General features: G+C 66.1%; 11 protein-coding genes and 4 tRNA genes. 11 read left to right on the top strand and 4 right to left on the bottom strand.

Annotated features, from left to right (window positions below; translation table 11 throughout):
- Positions 1-374: 374 nt before the first annotated feature.
- The 5 genes from zwf (at position 375) to HG421_RS08900 (ending at position 6351) form a co-directional block, all read left to right on the top strand.
- The gene (zwf, locus tag HG421_RS08880) at positions 375-1805 is read left to right on the top strand and encodes a glucose-6-phosphate dehydrogenase (protein WP_169706084.1); all 1431 of its coding nucleotides are present in this window, start codon (positions 375-377) and stop codon (positions 1803-1805) included.
- Complete coding sequence (glk, locus tag HG421_RS08885) at positions 1802-2809, top strand: glucokinase (RefSeq protein ID WP_169706085.1); 1008 nt, start codon at positions 1802-1804, stop codon at positions 2807-2809. Before zwf ends, glk begins: the two co-directional genes overlap by 4 nt.
- Positions 2806-3525, top strand: coding sequence for a 6-phosphogluconolactonase (gene pgl, locus HG421_RS08890; RefSeq protein ID WP_169706086.1), 720 nt, complete (start codon positions 2806-2808; stop codon positions 3523-3525). Before glk ends, pgl begins: the two co-directional genes overlap by 4 nt.
- A gap of 198 nt (positions 3526-3723) precedes the next feature.
- Positions 3724-5640, top strand: coding sequence for a phosphogluconate dehydratase (gene edd, locus HG421_RS08895; protein WP_169706087.1), 1917 nt, complete (start codon positions 3724-3726; stop codon positions 5638-5640).
- A 51-nt stretch (positions 5641-5691) separates the two neighbouring features.
- The gene (locus HG421_RS08900; protein ID WP_169706088.1) at positions 5692-6351 is read left to right on the top strand and encodes a bifunctional 4-hydroxy-2-oxoglutarate aldolase/2-dehydro-3-deoxy-phosphogluconate aldolase; all 660 of its coding nucleotides are present in this window, start codon (positions 5692-5694) and stop codon (positions 6349-6351) included.
- A gap of 564 nt (positions 6352-6915) precedes the next feature.
- On the opposite strand, the gene HG421_RS08905 is transcribed toward HG421_RS08900, so the two are convergent.
- The 3 genes from HG421_RS08905 to HG421_RS08915 are packed head-to-tail and all read right to left on the bottom strand — an operon-like array spanning position 6916 to position 14632.
- Positions 6916-10002: an efflux RND transporter permease subunit gene (locus tag HG421_RS08905; protein WP_169706089.1), complete on the bottom strand. Its 3087-nt coding sequence runs from the start codon at positions 10000-10002 to the stop codon at positions 6916-6918.
- The gene (locus HG421_RS08910) at positions 9999-13505 is read right to left on the bottom strand and encodes an efflux RND transporter permease subunit (protein WP_169706090.1); all 3507 of its coding nucleotides are present in this window, start codon (positions 13503-13505) and stop codon (positions 9999-10001) included. Before HG421_RS08910 ends, HG421_RS08905 begins: the two co-directional genes overlap by 4 nt.
- Positions 13502-14632, bottom strand: a complete 1131-nt coding sequence (locus tag HG421_RS08915; RefSeq protein WP_169706091.1) for an efflux RND transporter periplasmic adaptor subunit — start codon at positions 14630-14632, stop codon at positions 13502-13504. Before HG421_RS08915 ends, HG421_RS08910 begins: the two co-directional genes overlap by 4 nt.
- Positions 14633-14836: 204 nt before the next feature.
- Here HG421_RS08915 and HG421_RS08920 point away from each other — a divergent pair, with 204 nt between their 5' ends.
- The 6 genes from HG421_RS08920 to HG421_RS08945 all read left to right on the top strand — a co-directional run bounded on the left by HG421_RS08920 (position 14837) and on the right by HG421_RS08945 (position 16754).
- Positions 14837-15247 carry a c-type cytochrome gene (locus HG421_RS08920; RefSeq protein WP_169706092.1) on the top strand — a complete coding sequence of 137 codons (411 nt, stop codon included), beginning with the start codon at positions 14837-14839 and terminating at the stop codon, positions 15245-15247.
- An 8-nt stretch (positions 15248-15255) separates the two neighbouring features.
- On the top strand, positions 15256-15717 hold the full coding sequence (locus HG421_RS08925; RefSeq protein WP_029219968.1) for a c-type cytochrome: 462 nt from the start codon (positions 15256-15258) through the stop codon (positions 15715-15717).
- A gap of 99 nt (positions 15718-15816) precedes the next feature.
- Positions 15817-15892: transfer RNA gene (locus HG421_RS08930), tRNA-Ala, on the top strand.
- A gap of 46 nt (positions 15893-15938) precedes the next feature.
- A tRNA-Glu gene (locus HG421_RS08935) sits at positions 15939-16014 on the top strand.
- Positions 16015-16555: 541 nt separating this feature from the next.
- Positions 16556-16631 (top strand) — tRNA-Ala (locus HG421_RS08940).
- A 47-nt stretch (positions 16632-16678) separates the two neighbouring features.
- Positions 16679-16754 (top strand) — tRNA-Glu (locus HG421_RS08945).
- Between the two features lie 178 nt (positions 16755-16932).
- Here the strand turns inward: HG421_RS08945 and HG421_RS08950 are convergent.
- Entirely contained in the window at positions 16933-17109 is a 177-nt protein-coding gene (locus HG421_RS08950) for a hypothetical protein (RefSeq protein ID WP_104542152.1), read from the bottom strand.
- Positions 17110-17203: the final 94 nt, after the last annotated feature.

Genomic DNA, 17203 nt, shown 5'->3' on the forward strand with positions numbered 1-17203 from the left:
GGCAATGACGACCGACCCATCTGCACGGAATGTTCCTGCAAACGAATGCATTGGTTTATTCTGACATGTAATCGTTTTCACATGGCAACATCGATCTCGGGAGGAATCATGCCGCAACCGACCCACGCTGCTGTTTCACGCGGCGTCAGCTGCCATGCGGAGCCGGTCATTCCGCCACGCGGGGGCAGCTATACCGCCGATGCGCTAACCGCTGACCGCCAGTTGCTGCAACAATCGGGGATTGGGCGTCAGCGTCCATCCCCCGCTGCGCGCACGCAAGTGCGGTGCAGGAACAGACGTACCGACCGCCGGCACCCCGGCGCCTTTCCGCCAAGCCGCTGATAACGATGTCCCCAGAATCCGAAACGCGATCCATGCACAACACCCTGATCCTGTTCGGCGCCACCGGCGATCTTGCCCAGCGCTATCTGTTTCCTTCCCTGCTGCGACTGTTCATCGATGGCCTGCTGCCGGAAGACTTCCGCGTGCGTGCGCTGGCGTTGTCGCCGCACGACACCGATGCGTTCCGCGAGGTGCTGCGCCCGCGCCTGACCGAAGCGCTGCCGATCGCCACACCCGAGCAGATCGCCGCGCTGCTGCAGCGGATCGACTACCGCTCGGTGGACCTGCGCAATGCCGAGTCGGTGGCCGATGCGGTCCGTGAGCTGGCAAGCCGCCGCATCGTCAGCTACCTGGCGATTCCGCCGGGCCTGTACATCAGCACCTGCCAGGGCCTGGCCCTGGGGGGCGCTCTGGCCGCGCCGCACCGGCTGATGCTGGAAAAGCCGATCGGCCACGACTCGGACAGCGCCCGCGAGATCCTGCAGTCGATCGGCGCCTTGATCGACGAAGACCGCGTGTTCCGCCTGGACCACTACCTGGGCAAGGCGGCGGTGCAGAACCTGGTGGCGCTGCGCTTCGGCAACACCCTGCTGGAGGCGGTCTGGAACCGCACCTATATCGAATCGGTGCAGATCCTGGTGGCCGAAAGCGAAGGCGTGGACGGGCGCGATGCCTACTACGCCCGCTCCGGTGCGCTGCGCGACATGGTGCAGAGCCATATCCTGCAGCTGCTGTGCCTGGTGGCGATGGAGCCGCCGGCCTCGCTGGAAGCCGACCGCATCCGCGACGAGAAGGTCAAGGTACTGCGTGCACTGCGCCCGATGACCGCCGAGCATGCCGCACATGACAGCGTGCGCGGCCGCTACACCGCCGGCACCATCAATGGCCAGCCCGCGCAGGCCTACCACCCGCCGGAAGGCAGCGACGTGGAAACCTTCGTCGCGGTGACCGCGCATATCGACAACTGGCGCTGGGCCGGGGTGCCGTTCCATCTGTGCACCGGCAAGCGCCTGGCCGAGCGCTCCACCCGTATCGTGGTGACGCTCAAGCCGGTGACGCATTGGCTATTCGAGCGGCCCGACCGGCAGAATGCGGTGCCCAACCGCCTCACCTTCCAGCTGCAGCCGCAGGAAAACATCGAGCTGGGCCTGATGAGCAGCCTGGCTGGCCCGGAATGGGGCGCGATCGAACTGCAGCCGCTGGAACTGGAACTGTCGGTGCCCACCGGCCTGCACCGCCGCATCGCCTATGAGCGCCTGTTCGTGGATGCCTTCAACGGCAACCCGGCGCTGTTCGTGCGCGACGACGAGGTCAAGGCCGCCTGGGCCTGGATCGACAGCGTCAGCGATGCCTGGGCCGCGGCCCAACTTCCCCTGCAGCCCTACCCGGCCGGCAGCTGGGGCCCGGACATCGCTGCCCCATTCCTGCCTCCCGCCACCGACGCACAGGGAAACAACGCATGACCGCTCCTTCCAAGCCGGTGCTGGTTGCCGATATCGGCGGAACCAATGCGCGTTTTGCGTTGGCCGACGTCGACGCCTCGGTACCGTTGCTGGACGACACCTCGCGCGAATTCGCGGTGGTGGAGTTCGCCTCGCTCGGTGAAGCGGCCCGGTACTACCTCGACCAGATCGGCGTGCAGGCCACCAAGGGCGTGTTCGCGGTGGCCGGGCGGGTGGATGGCGACGAAGCGCGCATCACCAACCATCCGTGGGTGATCTCGCGCACGCGCACCGCCAGCATGCTGGGTTTCAGCACCCTGCACCTGATCAACGACTTTGCCGCACAGGCCATGGCGATCAGCCTGCTGCGTCCGCAGGACGTGGTGCAGGTGGGCGGGGCCAGCTGGCGGCCGGCGCCGATCGAGCAACCGCGCAACTACGGCGTGATCGGCCCGGGCACCGGGCTGGGCGTGGGTGGCCTGATCATCCGCAACGGGCGCTGTTTTCCGCTGGAAACCGAGGGCGGCCACGTCAGCTTCCCACCGGGCACGCCGGAAGAAATCCGCATTCTGGAGATCCTGTCCGAGCAGTTCGGCCGGGTCTCCAACGAGCGGCTGATCTGCGGCCCGGGCCTGGTCAACATCCACCGTGCGCTGAGCGAGATTGCCGGGGTCGACCCGGGCCCGCTGCAGCCCAAGGACATCACCGCGCGCGCAGCCGCTGGCGACCCGCGCTCGTCGCGCACCATCGACCTGTTTTGCGCCATCTTCGGTGCGATCGCCGGCGACATGGTGCTGATGCAGGGCGCGTGGGACGGCGTCTTCCTCACTGGCGGGCTGGTGCCCAAGGTGCTGGATTCGCTGCAGCACTCCGGCTTTCGCCAGCGCTTCGAGCACAAGGGCCGGTTCTCCGCGATCATGTCGAAGGTGCCCTCGCTGGCCGTCATGCATCCGCATGCCGGCCTGCTGGGCGCCGCGGCCTATGCCGTGGATGCAGAGCGGCAGCATCCAGGAGAACAGCGATGAGCCTGCAGGACGACCCGCGCATCACCCTGGTGCGTTACGAGGACCCGGCCGAATGGACCGAGACGGTGGCCAGCGAAATGGCCGACCTGCTGGAACAGGAAATCTCGCGTCGCGGGCAGGCACGCATGCTGCTCTCCGGCGGGACCACGCCTGCCCCGGTCTACGAATCGCTGGCACATCGTCCGCTGGACTGGTCGCGGGTCGAAGTGGGCCTGGTGGATGAGCGCTGGCTCTCGCCGCAGGACCAGGACAGCAACGCCTGGCTGGTGAATCACAGCTTCCTGACCCACGCGCCGGCGGCGACCTTCATCCCGCTGGTTCGCCCGGGCAAGCAACTACCCGAATGCGTGCACACCGCGAACCTGCAGGCCACGCATGCCGAGCCGGCCTGCCTGGCAGTGCTGGGCATGGGCGGCGACGGCCATACCGCCTCGCTGTTCCCCGGCTCGACCGAGCTGCCGAAAGCGCTCGCCAGCCCGCAACCGTACGCGTCGCTGGATGCCACCGGTTGTCCGGGCGCCAACCAGTGGCCGCTGCGCATCACCCTGACCCCGGCCGGGCTGGCGCCGATCCCCCGCCGCCTGTTGTTGTTGCGCGGCAAGCAGAAGCTAGACGTCCTGACAGCGGCGCTGGCCGGCGATGACATCAGCCAGTACCCGATCCGCGTGGCCTTGCAGCAGCCAGGCCCCAGACTGCGTGTGCACTGGTGTGCCTGATGCGCAGCGCGCTTGCACGCGACGGCATGCACGCGATGGCGCGCTCCTGCAGCAGCCAGCACGCTTCAGGGCGCGCGCAGGAGTGTCGATAGGCGCATGCCGCTTCGGTGACCCCATGCCCGTTCCAGTCGCTGCGCAGACATGCAGAAATTCCACGTCCACGCACCACATCCCCCCGTTTCTCATAGCCGGTAGCCAATGAGCCTGCATCCGAACATCCAAGCTGTCACCGACCGCATCCGCAAGCGTAGCGCGCCTTCGCGCGCGGCCTATCTGGCCGGCATCGATGCCGCCCTGCGCGAGGGTCCGTTCCGTAGCCGATTGAGCTGCGGCAATCTCGCGCATGGCTTCGCCGCCTCCGAGCCCACCGACAAATCGCGCCTGCGCGGCGCGGCCACGCCCAACCTGGGCATCATCACCGCCTACAACGACATGCTATCGGCGCACCAGCCGTTCGAGCATTACCCGCAGCTGATCCGCGACACCGCGCGTGCGCTCGGCGCCACCGCGCAGGTGGCCGGCGGCGTGCCGGCGATGTGCGATGGCGTCACCCAGGGCCGCGCCGGCATGGAGCTGTCGCTGTTCTCGCGCGACAACATCGCCCAGGCCGCCGCGATCGGCCTGAGCCACGACATGTTCGACAGCGTGGTGTACCTGGGCGTGTGCGACAAGATCGTGCCGGGCCTGCTGATCGGCGCGCTGGCATTCGGTCACCTGCCTGCGATCTTCATGCCGGCCGGCCCGATGACGCCCGGCATCCCGAACAAGCAAAAAGCCGAAGTGCGCGAGCGCTACGCCGCGGGCGAAGCCACACGTGCCGAGCTGCTGGAAGCCGAATCGGCGTCCTACCACTCGCCCGGCACCTGCACCTTCTACGGCACCGCCAACTCCAACCAGGTGTTGCTCGAAGCGATGGGCGTGCAGCTGCCCGGCGCCTCGTTCGTCAACCCGGAACTGCCGTTGCGCGATGCGCTCACCCGCGAGGGCACCGCGCGTGCATTGGCGATCTCGGCCCTGGGCCAGGACTTCCGCCCGTTCGGCCGCCTGATCGACGAGCGCGCCATCGTCAACGCAGTGGTCGCGCTGATGGCCACCGGCGGCTCGACCAACCACACCATCCACTGGATCGCCGTGGCCCGTGCGGCCGGCATCGTGCTGACCTGGGACGACATGGACCTGATCTCGCAGACCGTGCCGCTGCTGACCCGCGTCTATCCGAACGGCGAAGCCGACGTGAACCGCTTCCAGGCTGCCGGCGGCACCGCGTTCGTGTTCCGCGAACTGATGGACGCCGGCTACATGCACGACGACCTGCCCACCGTGGTCGAAGGCGGCATGCGCGCCTACGTCAACGAGCCGCGCCTGCAGGACGGCAAGGTGGTCTATGTGCCCGGCACCGCGACCACCGCCGACGACAGCGTCGCGCGCCCGGTCAGCGATGCGTTCGAAGCGCAGGGTGGCCTGCGCCTGCTACGCGGCAATCTGGGCCGTTCGCTGATCAAGCTGTCTGCGGTCAAGCCGCAGCACCGCAGCATCGAAGCGCCCGCCGTGGTGATCGACACCCCGCAGGTGCTCAACAAGCTGCATGCGGCCGGCGTGCTGCCGCACGATTTCGTGGTGGTGCTGCGCTACCAGGGCCCGCGGGCAAACGGCATGCCGGAACTGCATTCGATGGCGCCGTTGCTGGGCCTGCTGCAAAACCAGGGCCGGCGCGTGGCGCTGGTCACCGACGGCCGCCTGTCAGGTGCGTCGGGCAAGTTCCCGGCCGCCATCCACCTGACCCCCGAAGCCGCGCGCGGCGGCCCGATCGGGCGCGTGCGCGAAGGCGACATCGTGCGCCTGGACGGCGAAGCCGGCACCCTGGAAGTGCTGGTCTCGGCCGAAGAATGGGCCTCGCGCGAGGTGGCGCCAAACACCGCGGTGGCCGGCAACGACCTGGGCCGCAACCTGTTCGGCATCAACCGCCAGGTCGTCGGCCCGGCCGACCAGGGCGCGATCTCCATTTCCTGCGGCCCGACCCATCCGGACGGCGCGCTGTGGAGTTACGACGCCGAATACGAACTGGGCGCCGACGCCGCTGCCGCCGCTGCGCCGCACGAGTCCAAGGACGCCTGATCCCTTCCCTCTGCGCGGCCGCTACGGCGGCCGCCGTTTAATGGAGTTGCAATGACGATTGCCCAGACCCAGAACACCGCCGAACAGCTGCTGCGCGACGCCGGCATCCTGCCGGTGGTCACCGTCGATACGCTGGACCAGGCACGCCGCGTCGCCGACGCATTGCTGGAAGGCGGCCTGCCCGCCATCGAGCTCACCCTGCGCACGCCGGTGGCGATCGATGCGCTGGCCATGCTCAAGCGCGAACTGCCGAATATCGTGATCGGCGCCGGCACGGTGCTGAGCGAACTGCAGCTGCGTCAGTCGGTGGATGCCGGCGCGGACTTCCTGGTGACTCCAGGCACGCCTGCCCCGCTCGCACGCCTGCTGGCCGATGCGCCGATCCCGGCGGTGCCCGGCGCCGCCACGCCAACCGAACTGCTGACCCTGATGGGACTGGGTTTCCGCGTGTGCAAGCTGTTCCCGGCCACTGCGGTGGGCGGCCTGCAGATGCTCAAGGGTCTGGCCGGCCCGCTGTCCGAGCTCAAGCTGTGCCCCACCGGCGGCATCAGCGAAGCCAACGCCGCCGAGTTCCTGTCGCAGCCGAATGTGGTCTGCATCGGCGGGTCGTGGATGGTGCCCAAGGAGTGGCTGGCCCAGGGCCAGTGGGACAAGGTCAAGGAAAGCTCGGCCAAGGCGGCGGCGATCGTACGGCAGGCGCGGGCGGGCTGATTGGCTGGGCGCTTCGGTCGGCGACCTGATGAGCTATGTGATTGGATCTGCACGTCGGAAACGACGTGTTGATTCTTTCAACAAGGGCTGTGGATCGACTGCTCATGCGTCGCAGGGGCGACTCCAACTCTCGATCGCAAGCGGACAAAGATCGTTCAAAGCATCGCTCACCACGCGACTGTTGTTGTCAGAAGCGATGGCAATGACAAACCGAGGCGGCAGCGTGGCCGGGGATTGGCGGAGAGCGGCACAGGGATGTGCCGCGACGGCGCGTCAGACAGGATGTCTGCCGCGCCGAAGAGCCGATGCCCGGCCGCGCTGCCGCCTGCTGCCGAAGTCAGTACCTAAAAGGGCTGGTGCTTATGGCAGGCGGTGCTCTGGTACTTGTGCCATTTGCTGAAACCGTACCCTCACCCCAACCCCCGCTCCGCGCCCCGGCCCGCGCTAATGGCGCGGGCGCTCCAAGGCACGCGCGCCGGTGGCGCGCAAGCTGTGCCTTTTCGCCCCGACGGGAGAGGGGCTTGATGCGCCCTGCGTTGTCTATGGCACTGCACAGTGCGTTGCTCAGGACTCCAACGCAGCGTTCGTAGGCAGCGCCTTCGGCACACCGCGCGCACGTCGCACCAGTGCCGCTGCGCCGTTGCTCATATCATCGAGGATGGCGTAGATCGTCGGCAGGAACAGCAGGCTCACCACGGTGGAGAACGCCAGGCCACCCGCAATTGCGCGGGCCATCGGGAAGTACGGCGGGCCATCGCTGAACATGGTGGTGCTGGTCAGCGAGATCGGCACCATCGCCAGGATGGCAGTACCCATGGTCATCATGATCGGCCGCAGCCGCTCGCGTGAGCCCTCCACCAGCGCCTGGGTGCGGCCCATGCCGCGGCGGCGCAGGTTGTTGATGTGCTCGATCATCACGATGCCGTTGTTCACCACCACGCCCATCAGCACCAGGATGCCGATGAAGGACATGATGCCGAACGAGGTGCCGGTGATCCAGAACAGCCAGAACACGCCGAAGATCGAAAACAGCACGCCGCTCATGATGGCTGCCGGGAACAGCAGCGATTCGAACACTGCCGCCATCACCACGTAGATCATCACCAGCGCGATCACCAGGTTGAACACCATCTGGCCCATCGCCTCGCCATCGTTCTGGTAGTCGCCGCCGTCGAAGGTATAGCTGTAACCGGCCGGGAAACTCATCGCCTTGAGCGGCTTTTCCATCGCCGCGCGCGCTTCCGGCATGGTGACTTTTTCGGCCAGATTGGCCTTGATGGTCAGCGTGGTCTGGCGATTGGTGCGCCCGATCTGAGTGGCGGCCGGGCGAATCTGCACGTCCACCAGCGATAGCAACGGCACGCTGCGGCCATCCTTGGTGCGCACGGTGAAGCCAGCCAAGTCTTCGGGCTTGCTTTGCTCGGCACCGGCAAAACGCACCCACACCGGCACTTCATTATCGCCACGGCGGAACTCGCGCAATGGCGTACCGCGCAATGCCAGGCCCACGAAACTGGCCACCTGCTCCGCACTGAAACCGAAGGCGGCAGCACGCTCCCGGTCCACGCGGATCGCCAACTCGCTGGTGCGGTCGCCGGTATCCACATGCACGTCGCGCAGTTCCTTGCGCTGCGCCAGCAATGGCACCACCTCGTCGGCCAGCGCCTTGAGCGCCTCGGTGGAGTCGCCAACCAACTGCACCTGTACGCCCTGGTTGCCGTTACCGCCATCGCCCTGATTGCCGATGCTGTAGTCGGCGCGCGCAGAGCGCGGCAGCTCCTTGCGAATTTTCTCCAGCAGCGGCGGCAGATCCTTTACCTTGCTGGCGTCGAAGGTCACCACTGTATTGCTGCCTTCCACCTCGCTGAACCACGAATAGATCTGGGTGATGTGGTACTTGGCGCGATTGGCTTCGAGGTACTGTTCCACACGGCCGATTTCTTCGCCCAGCTGCTCGCGGGTGTAGGAGCCTTTCCACTGGTACTGGATGAAGGCCTCGTTGCCTCCATCGCCGCCGAACATGTCGACCTTGGTCAGCTTCATCGGCACCAGGCTGATGGCGCTGACCAGGATGATGCCGGCCACGCTCCAGCCACGGTGCGCCAGCGTCCACGCCAGGATGCGTGCATAGCGCCGCTGCAGCTTGGCGATGACGCCGCGCTCGGACGTCACCATCGGCGGCGTCTTCATGCGCGCGGACAACATCGGGATCAGGCTGATCGCCACCAGCCACGAGGCCAACAGCGACACCGAGATGGTGATGGCGATCTGCGCCATGAAGATGGAGATGTTGTTGGTCTCGCCGAACAGGTTCGGTACGAACACGATGCAATGGCACAGGGTGCCGGCGCTGAGCGCGATCGCCACGCTGCGCGTGCCCAGCAAGGCCGCCAGCTGCGGCTGACCCGGCATGCGCTCGCGTTCCTGGTAGATGCTTTCCACCACCACCACGGCGTTGTCCACCAGCATGCCCACTGCCAGCAGCAGCCCCATCATGGTCAGGATATTGAGCGTGACCCCGACGAAGTACATGAAGCCCAACGTGATCGCAAAGCAGATCGGAATTGCCAGCGTCACCATCAGGGTCGATGGCCAATGCCGCAGGAAGAAGAACAGCACGGTGATCGACAGCAACAGGCCGACCGCGCCGGCCTCGGCCAGTTCGGCCAGCGACGAGGTCACCGCCTTGCCCTGGTTGTCGATCACCTTGATCTGCACGTCGCGCATCGCAGGTTCTGCGCGGATGTCTTCGACTTCCTTCAAGGCCAGCCGCGAGACTTCCACCAGGTTGGCGCTGCGTTCCTTGTAGATATCCAGGCCGATCGCCGGGCGCCCGTCCAGCCGGCGTCCGTAGTTCATGCGTGTGGGCTTCAGGCGTACCTGCGCGATATCGCCCAGGCGCAGGCCCTTGGCATTGAGGACGAGCTCACGCAGCTCCTGCAGATCGCGCAGCTCGCCGATCGGCTGCACGCGGATGCGCTGGCCGTTGTCGTCGATCTGCCCGGCCGATACCGAAAAATTGAGCTTGCCCAGACGCTCGCTCAGATCGTTGAGGCTGAGGTCGTGCGCGGTAAGCCGGTCCGGCGCGATCGCGATCTCCACCTCGTTCGGCGGTGCGCCGGAGATCTCCACCTTCGCCACGCCGGGGATGCGCTCGATGCGCCGCTTGAACTCGCGGTCGAGCATGTCGTAGGCACCGGTCAGGTCGGTCTGGCTGGCCAGGCGCACCTTGAGCACCGGCTCGTCGCTGCTGGACCACTTGAAGATATGGAAGCGCTGCAGATCGTCCGGCAGATCGTCGCGGATGGCGTCCAGCCGCTCACGTGCGTCCGATGCGGCGATGGCGATGTCGCGGTCCCAGTCGCTGAACTCGATGAAGATGTTGGCGCCGTCGGCGGTGGCGGTCGAGCGCATGCGCTTGATGCCGGTCATCGTGGCCAGGGCTTCTTCGGCCGGCCGCACGAGGTTGCGCTCCACCTCGTCCGGGGTGGAGCCGGTATACGGCAACTGCACGAACAGGAACGGCGCGGAGATGTCCGGCAAGGCTTCCAGCGGCAGCCGGAACGCGGCGATCAACCCCACCACCACCAGCGAGACGAAACACATGATGGTGGTGACCGGCCGGCGGATACTGAAGGCGGCAACGCTCATAGCGCCTCCAGTCCGTCGGCATGGCCGCCTTCTGGCGCCTGCCGACGCGCCATGCGCCGGCCACGTTCCAGGTAGTAGGCGTCGGCACGGCGGTCCAGCAAGTCATACACCACCGGGATCACCAGCAAGGTCAGTAGCGTGGACACCAGCAGCCCACCGATCACGGTGATCGCCATCGGCGCGCGCACTTCCGCGCCCTCGCCCATCGCCACCGCCAGCGGCAGGAAGCCGAACAAGGTACACAGCGTGGTCATGATGATCGGCCGCAGGCGCGAGCGTGCACCTTCGATCAAGGCCTCGCGCTTGGGTAAGCCCTCTTCGCGCAACTGGTTGACCTTGTCGATCAGGATGATGGCGTTCTTGGTCACCAGGCCCACCAGCAGGATCAGGCCGATGAACACCACCACCGACACCGGCTTGCCGGTCATCAGCAATGCCAGCACCGCACCCACCATCGCCAGCGGGATGGTGAACAGGATGACGAACGGATGCAGCAGCGATTCGAACTGCGAGGCCATCACCAGATAGACCAGGAAGATCGCCAGCCCGAACGCAAACAGCAACGACGTCACCGATTGCGCCAGTTCCTCGCCCTGCCCGCCGATATGCATGCCCACGCCGGCGGCCAACGGGTCCTTGCGCACCATCGTCTCCACTTCGCGCACCGCACCGCCCAGGTCGATGTCCTTCAGGCTGGCCGACACGATTGCCACCCGCGTCTGGTCGGCGCGATGGATCTCACTCGGGCCGGTGGTCGCCATCACCTCGGCCACTGCCGCCAGACGCACTGGCCGGCTGCTACCCGGGTTGACGATCAACTGACGGATCGCCTCCACGCTGGCGCGGTCGCTGTGCTGCGCACGCACCAGCACATCGATCTTGCGATCGCGGAAGCTGTAGCGCGTGGCCACATCGCCGCGCACCTTCTTGACGATCACATCGGCAATCTGTCGCGTGGTCAGCCCCAACGCACCGGCGCGCTCCTGGTCGAAGCGGATCTGGATCTCCGGGAAACCCTCTTCCACCGTCGATTTGACGTCCGCGTAGTGGCCATTGGCGCGTAGCATCGCGGCCAGCTTCTGCCCGGCACGTTCCAGCTCGCCCAGGTCCTGCCCGCGCAACTCCACTTCCAGCGGCGTCGAGAAGCTAAACAGCGCAGGCCGCGCGAAATCCACCTGCGCGCCGGGATGCCCGACCATGCTGCTGCGCAACCGCTGCGTGGCTGCTGCTTCCACGTCCGGGCTGCCGCCCCCGGCCATCACCACAGTGAGCTTGCCGATGTTTTCGCCGCTTTCGGTGGGATTGGCATCCAGCCGCGTACCGCTGCCGCTGACGCCATACAGCGAGGCCACACCCGGGTCCTTGTCGTGCGCCAGCTGCAACTCGCGCACCAGCGCATCGGTCTGCGCCAGCGGCGTGCCGGAAGGCAGCTTCACCGTCATTTCGAAGCGGTCCTGCGCCAGCTGCGGGATCAGGTCCGCGCCCAGCAGCGGCACCAGCAGCACGGTGCCAATGAATGCCGCAGCGGCCAGGCCGAGCACCAACCACGGCCGGCGCAACGCGGCCGGCAGCATCGCCAGGTAGCCACGCTCGGCGCGGCCATAGGGCGCCATCGCAAGATCGCTGGCCTTGCGCATCACCGGCCCCACCACCCTGCTCAGCCCGCGCCACAGCTTGACCACCGCCCACGCCGCGCTGAAGAAGGCGTAGCGCACACTGGCGCCGGCACCGCGGCGGCCGGCCGCCACCGGCTTGAGCCAGCGCTGCTCGGGCTGCCATTGCGGGTGGCCGGGTTCATCCGGAAACGCCATCGGCGGCGCGCCCTTGAGCGAACTCAGCATCGGAATCAGCGTCATCGACACCACCAGCGAGATCGCAATGGCGATTGCCACCGTCAGCGCCTGATCGCGGAACAGCTGCCCGGCGATGCCTTCGACGAACACCAGCGGCAGGAACACGGCGATGGTGGTCAGCGTGGACGCCATGACCGCCATGCTCACCTCGCGGGTACCGGCAATGGCCGCATCCAGCACGCTCAGGCCGCGCTCGCGCGCCTTGGCGATGCTCTCCAGCACCACGATGGAATCGTCCACCACCAGGCCGGTAGCCAACGCCAGGCCGCCCAGCGACATAACATTGAGGCTCAGCCCCAGCTGGCCCATGAAGAAGAACGTGGTGATGATCGACACCGGCAGCGACAGGCTGATCACGAACGTGCTCCAGCCATCGCGCAGGAACAGGAAGATGATCAGGATCGCCAGCACACCGCCGATCACCGCATCCTTCTTGACGTCGCTGATCGCGTATTCGATGAAGTGCGACTGATCCTCGATGGTGGTGATCTCCACATCGCCCGGCACCGTGGCCTTCAGTTGCTCCAGGCGCTTGCGCAGCGCCGCGGCAGTGGACACGGTATTGGCGTCGCCTTCCTTGTAGATCGCCAGCTCCACCGCTTCCTTGCCGCCGAGGCGGATGATGGCCTCGCGTTCCTTGTAGCCCTGGCGCACCTGCGCCACATCCTTCAGCCGCACCGGCATGCCGCCGGCGATGCTGCTGCTGGACGACGACGAGGTGCTCTGCACTTCGGCCGCCGCAGCCAGCGCCGCCTGCGAACCGGTGGACGCGGCGATGGCATACATCTGCTGCATCGCTGCATCGGCAGCGCTGCTACTGCTGCTCTGCGTGGTGACCAGCATGTTGCGGATCTCGTCCAGATCCACGAACTGGTTGACCGTGCGCACCAGGTACCGCTGCGAGCCTTCTTCCAGCCGGCCGCCGGAGATGTTGACGTTTTCTTCCTTGAGCCGGGTGATCACGTTGTCGATCGGCAGATTGAGCTGGGCGAGCTTCTGCTGATCGATATCCACCTGGATCTCGTCTTCCAGACCGCCGCCGACCTTGACCGCGGCCACGCCGGCCACCGGTTCGAGCTTCTTTTTCAGATCTTCGTCGGCATAGCGACGCAGCCCGGTGAGCTGGCGGATCGCATCGGCGTCCGAGGCCGGCGCCTGCTTGGGCGACAGCGCCAGGCGCATGATCGGCTCGGTGGACGGATTGAAGCGCAGCAGCACCGGCGGCTTGGTTTCCAGCGGCAGCGACAAGGCTTCCATCTTGTCGCGCACCTCCAGGCTGGCCTGGTCCATGTTGGTGCCCCAGGCGAATTCCAGCACCACATCGCTCTGCCCGGTGCGCGAGATCGACTTGAGCTTGCGCAGGTTCTTGACCACGCCGACGGCTTCTTCCACCGGCTCGGTCACCAGCGTCTCGATTTCCGCCGGCGCCGCACCGGTGTATTCGGTGCGCACTGTGAGCGTGGGATAGCTCAGATCAGGGAGCAGATTGACCTTGAGGCTGCGCAGCGCGATTAGGCCGAACAGCAACATGGTCACGGTGATCATCGCGATGGTCACCCGTCGCCGCGTGGCGAAGGCGACCAGACCGCCACCGGGCGATGGTGCATGCGGGTCGTGCACGGGGCCGTGCGGGTTGCCGTGGTCGCTCATGCGTGCGTCTCATCGCGCGCAGCCGCCGGAGCAGCGACGACCGGCTTGCGATCCGGTTGGCCGATCACCTGCACCGCAGTGCCATCGCGCAGCGCCACCTTGCCGGCTGTCACCACCTGGTCGCCTTCCTTCAAGCCTTGCCGCACCTCCAGCCATGGTCCTTCCGCATAACCCAGCTTCACCGGCACCCGGCTGGCCTTGCCATTGCGCACCACGAACACGGCCGGCTCGCCATCGTCCAGCAGGGCCAGGCGCGGAATCACCAGGGCGTCCTTGCGCTGGTCGTAATCGATGCGGATGCGCCCGAACATGCCCGGCTGCAGCGATTCGGCACCCTTGCCGAACGCGCACACCACCCGGAACGTGCCGCTGCCCGAATCCACCACCGGCGCAATCCGGTCCACCTTGCCCACGAACTGCTGGCCGGGCAGCGCATCGGCCAGCAAGGTCACCGGCTGGCCGGATTTGAGTGTCGCCAGTTCGCGCTCGGGCACGTTGAGCGTGGCCTCCAGCTGCGAGTCGTCGACGATGCGGAAGATCGGCGTGTTGATCTGCACGAAGTTGCCGGTCTTGATCGAGCGCGAGGCGATCACGCCGGAAATCGGCGCCTGTACCGTGGTGTAGGACAGCTCCAGCGATGCCAGACGATGCTGCGCGCGGCTGTTTTCCACGTCGAACTTGAGCTGGTCGACATCGGCGGCACTGACCAGCTGCTGGCTTACCAACTGGGTGGCGCGGCGATAGCTGTTTTCCAGCTTGCGCAACTGCGCTTCGCTCTGCGCCACCGCCAGATGCGCGCGATCCGGGTCCAGGCGCACCAGCGCCTGGCCAGCCGAGACCTTCTGGCCTTCTTCCACCATCACCGCCAGCGCCACGCCGGAGGTCTTGGCCACCACCTGCGCCTCCGCACGCGGCTCCAGTGCAGCGGTGCCGGTATAGCTGGCGGCCACCGCGCGGCGCGCGGCCTTGGCCGTTTCCACCGGCACCGCATCCACGGCCTTCTTTTCTTCCGCTGCCTTGGCCTGGCCATCGCCGGCCTTGCAACCGCCCAACAACAAACTGGTGGTGATCAACAGCGCCGCGGCGCAGGTTCCGCTGCGGCGGGGCAAGAAGAAGCGTGGCGACATCGTCGTGTCCTAGTGGATGCGTGAACAGGTGTTGTAGGCAAGTAAATCACCGGGATGCACATGTCGCCAATGCGCCAAAGGTCATGGTCTGTTCAACTTCGCGTATTCACCCCGTTTGCGCCACGCCAAATCGCAGGCATACTCGGTCCAGTTCCGTCACGCCCCCACGTGCGGACGCTCAATCAGTCTTCCGGATACGAAACCATGCGCCCGCAGCCGCTCGCCGCTTGTCTCGCTCTGGTCGTCTTCCTGCCGTTTGGGGGCGCATCAGCGACACCGTCAGTCACGCCGGCACCACCGGCCACGCCGACGCCTGCCACCACGGCAGCACCCGCCACTGCCGCAGCGGCGCCCGCCGCCCCGACCGGCAATCCAGCCAATGGCCGCCTGCTCGCCTATACCTGCCAGGGCTGCCACGGCGTGACCGGTTACAAGAACGCCTACCCCAGTTATCGCGTTCCCAAGATCGGGGGCCAGTCCAGCCAGTATCTGACCCAGGCGCTGACCGAGTACCGCCAGGGCAAGCGCAAGCATCCGACCATGCAGGCGCAGGCGCAGAGTTTCTCCGAGCAGGACATCGCCGACATCTCCGCCTTCCTGTCCACTCTCAAATAAGCGCCCACATGCCGAACGCCTTGCACGCTCCGCGTCTAGCCATCGTCCTGGTCGCTGCCCTTACGTTGGCGGCCTGCTCCCAATCCCAGGTCGAATCCCCCGATCATTCCGCCGGCGATGCCGGCCACGCCAGCGGCGAACACGGTTCCAGCTCCTCGGCCGGCTTGCCCACCGGCCGTGCAGAGGCCGGCGACAAGCTTGCGCATGCCAAGGGCAAGGCCACCGGCCAGAGTTGCGTGGACTGCCACGGCGCAGACGGCAATGCACCGATCGACCCCAGCTATCCCAAGCTCGGTGGGCAGTACGGCGACTATCTTGCGCACGCGCTGCAGGCCTATCGCAGCGGTGATCGCCAGCACCCGTTGATGACTGCGCAGGCCACTGCGCTCAGCGATCAGGATATTGCCGATCTCGCCGCCTACTTTGGTGCGCGGCAGACGCAACTGCGCGACCTGCACGGCGTCAAATGACGCGCGTGCTCGATGCATGCGCGTGCGCTGTCTCAATCGGAATGAAAAAGCGCTTGCGCGAACATTAACAGGCCGCTATCATTTCGTTCTCAGTTTCGTGGGGCCATAGCTCAGCTGGGAGAGCGCCTGCATGGCATGCAGGAGGTCGGCGGTTCGATCCCGCCTGGCTCCACCATCTCAGACATTAGGCCGTCTGAGTGACAACTCAGGTTTTGATCTGCGTCCCCATCGTCTAGAGGCCTAGGACACCACCCTTTCACGGTGGACACCGGGGTTCGAATCCCCGTGGGGACGCCAATCATCCAAAGCCCCGGCACTGCCGGGGCTTTTTTTATGCGTCGAAAAAGTTTCTTCCGCCCGCAATGAAGCGCGCGCATCAACACGTGACGACACTCCGGCTGGCTCGCCTCATCGAGGCGCAAGATCGACGCTCGCCAAGCAGTACGTCACCGACATCAATACCAAGCGTCCGACGTCCACAGCGCACCGCGCAACACGCTTGCGACGACGCCATCGATCGAAGCAGCCCTGCATTGGATCTTTCCCCTGCGTTGCGAACGAGATGGCACGCAACACCATCGCGATAGCACAGACGCAGATTGCACCGACCCGCAGCAAGGCCGACGGCGCAGCGATGACACCCCGCCACCGACGCGCAGCGTCGATGGGCTCGCATCCGACTACCATGACGATGCGATCGGCGCGGTAAGGCCAGGCGAGCTGGAAACGCACACTGAGGAGCACCGGTTGCGCCACAGCCGCCTACGCAGCAATTTTTTTCGAAGACCACTTCCCAAAGACGATTTAGGTCGCTATGATTGCCGGCTCGCAGCAACGCGGGGCCATAGCTCAGCTGGGAGAGCGCCTGCATGGCATGCAGGAGGTCGGCGGTTCGATCCCGCCTGGCTCCACCACTTCAGACATTAGGCCGTCTGGATTGGACAACGAGGTTTTGATACGCGTCCCCATCGTCTAGAGGCCTAGGACACCACCCTTTCACGGTGGACACCGGGGTTCGAATCCCCGTGGGGACGCCAATCATCTGAAAGCCCCGGCACTGCCGGGGCTTTTTTTATCCACGCACCGCAAGAATTCTGCGTGCGCGTTGCAGCTGTCGCGCAGAGCACATAGGTCGAATGCATGGTGTGTCGGTAAGCCCGATCGCAGGCAGCTGCGGTCGGGCATGCAAGCCACCCGCGCAGACGAGCGACGTCGTTACGCCTGTCCGTCATCCAGCGCCTTGCGGCCTTCGTGCGTCAGGTCGATATCGCCATCCTCGGCCTGTGCGGCATAGCCGGCGCGCACCGCCCAATTGGCCTCTTCGTCCGTCACAGGTTGGGTATCGTGGATATTGCGCAGAATGCGCAGTTGCTGCGAAGCATCGAAGTCCATGGTGAGCACCGGCTTGAAGGGAGAACATCAAGGTACGCACCGGCCGTGATGGCTGCGTGCCTGCAGCGTCATCCGCCACGCACGCGATTGGGAT

Source organism: Xanthomonas campestris pv. badrii (assembly GCF_012848175.1).
GTDB lineage: Bacteria > Pseudomonadota > Gammaproteobacteria > Xanthomonadales > Xanthomonadaceae > Xanthomonas > Xanthomonas campestris_C.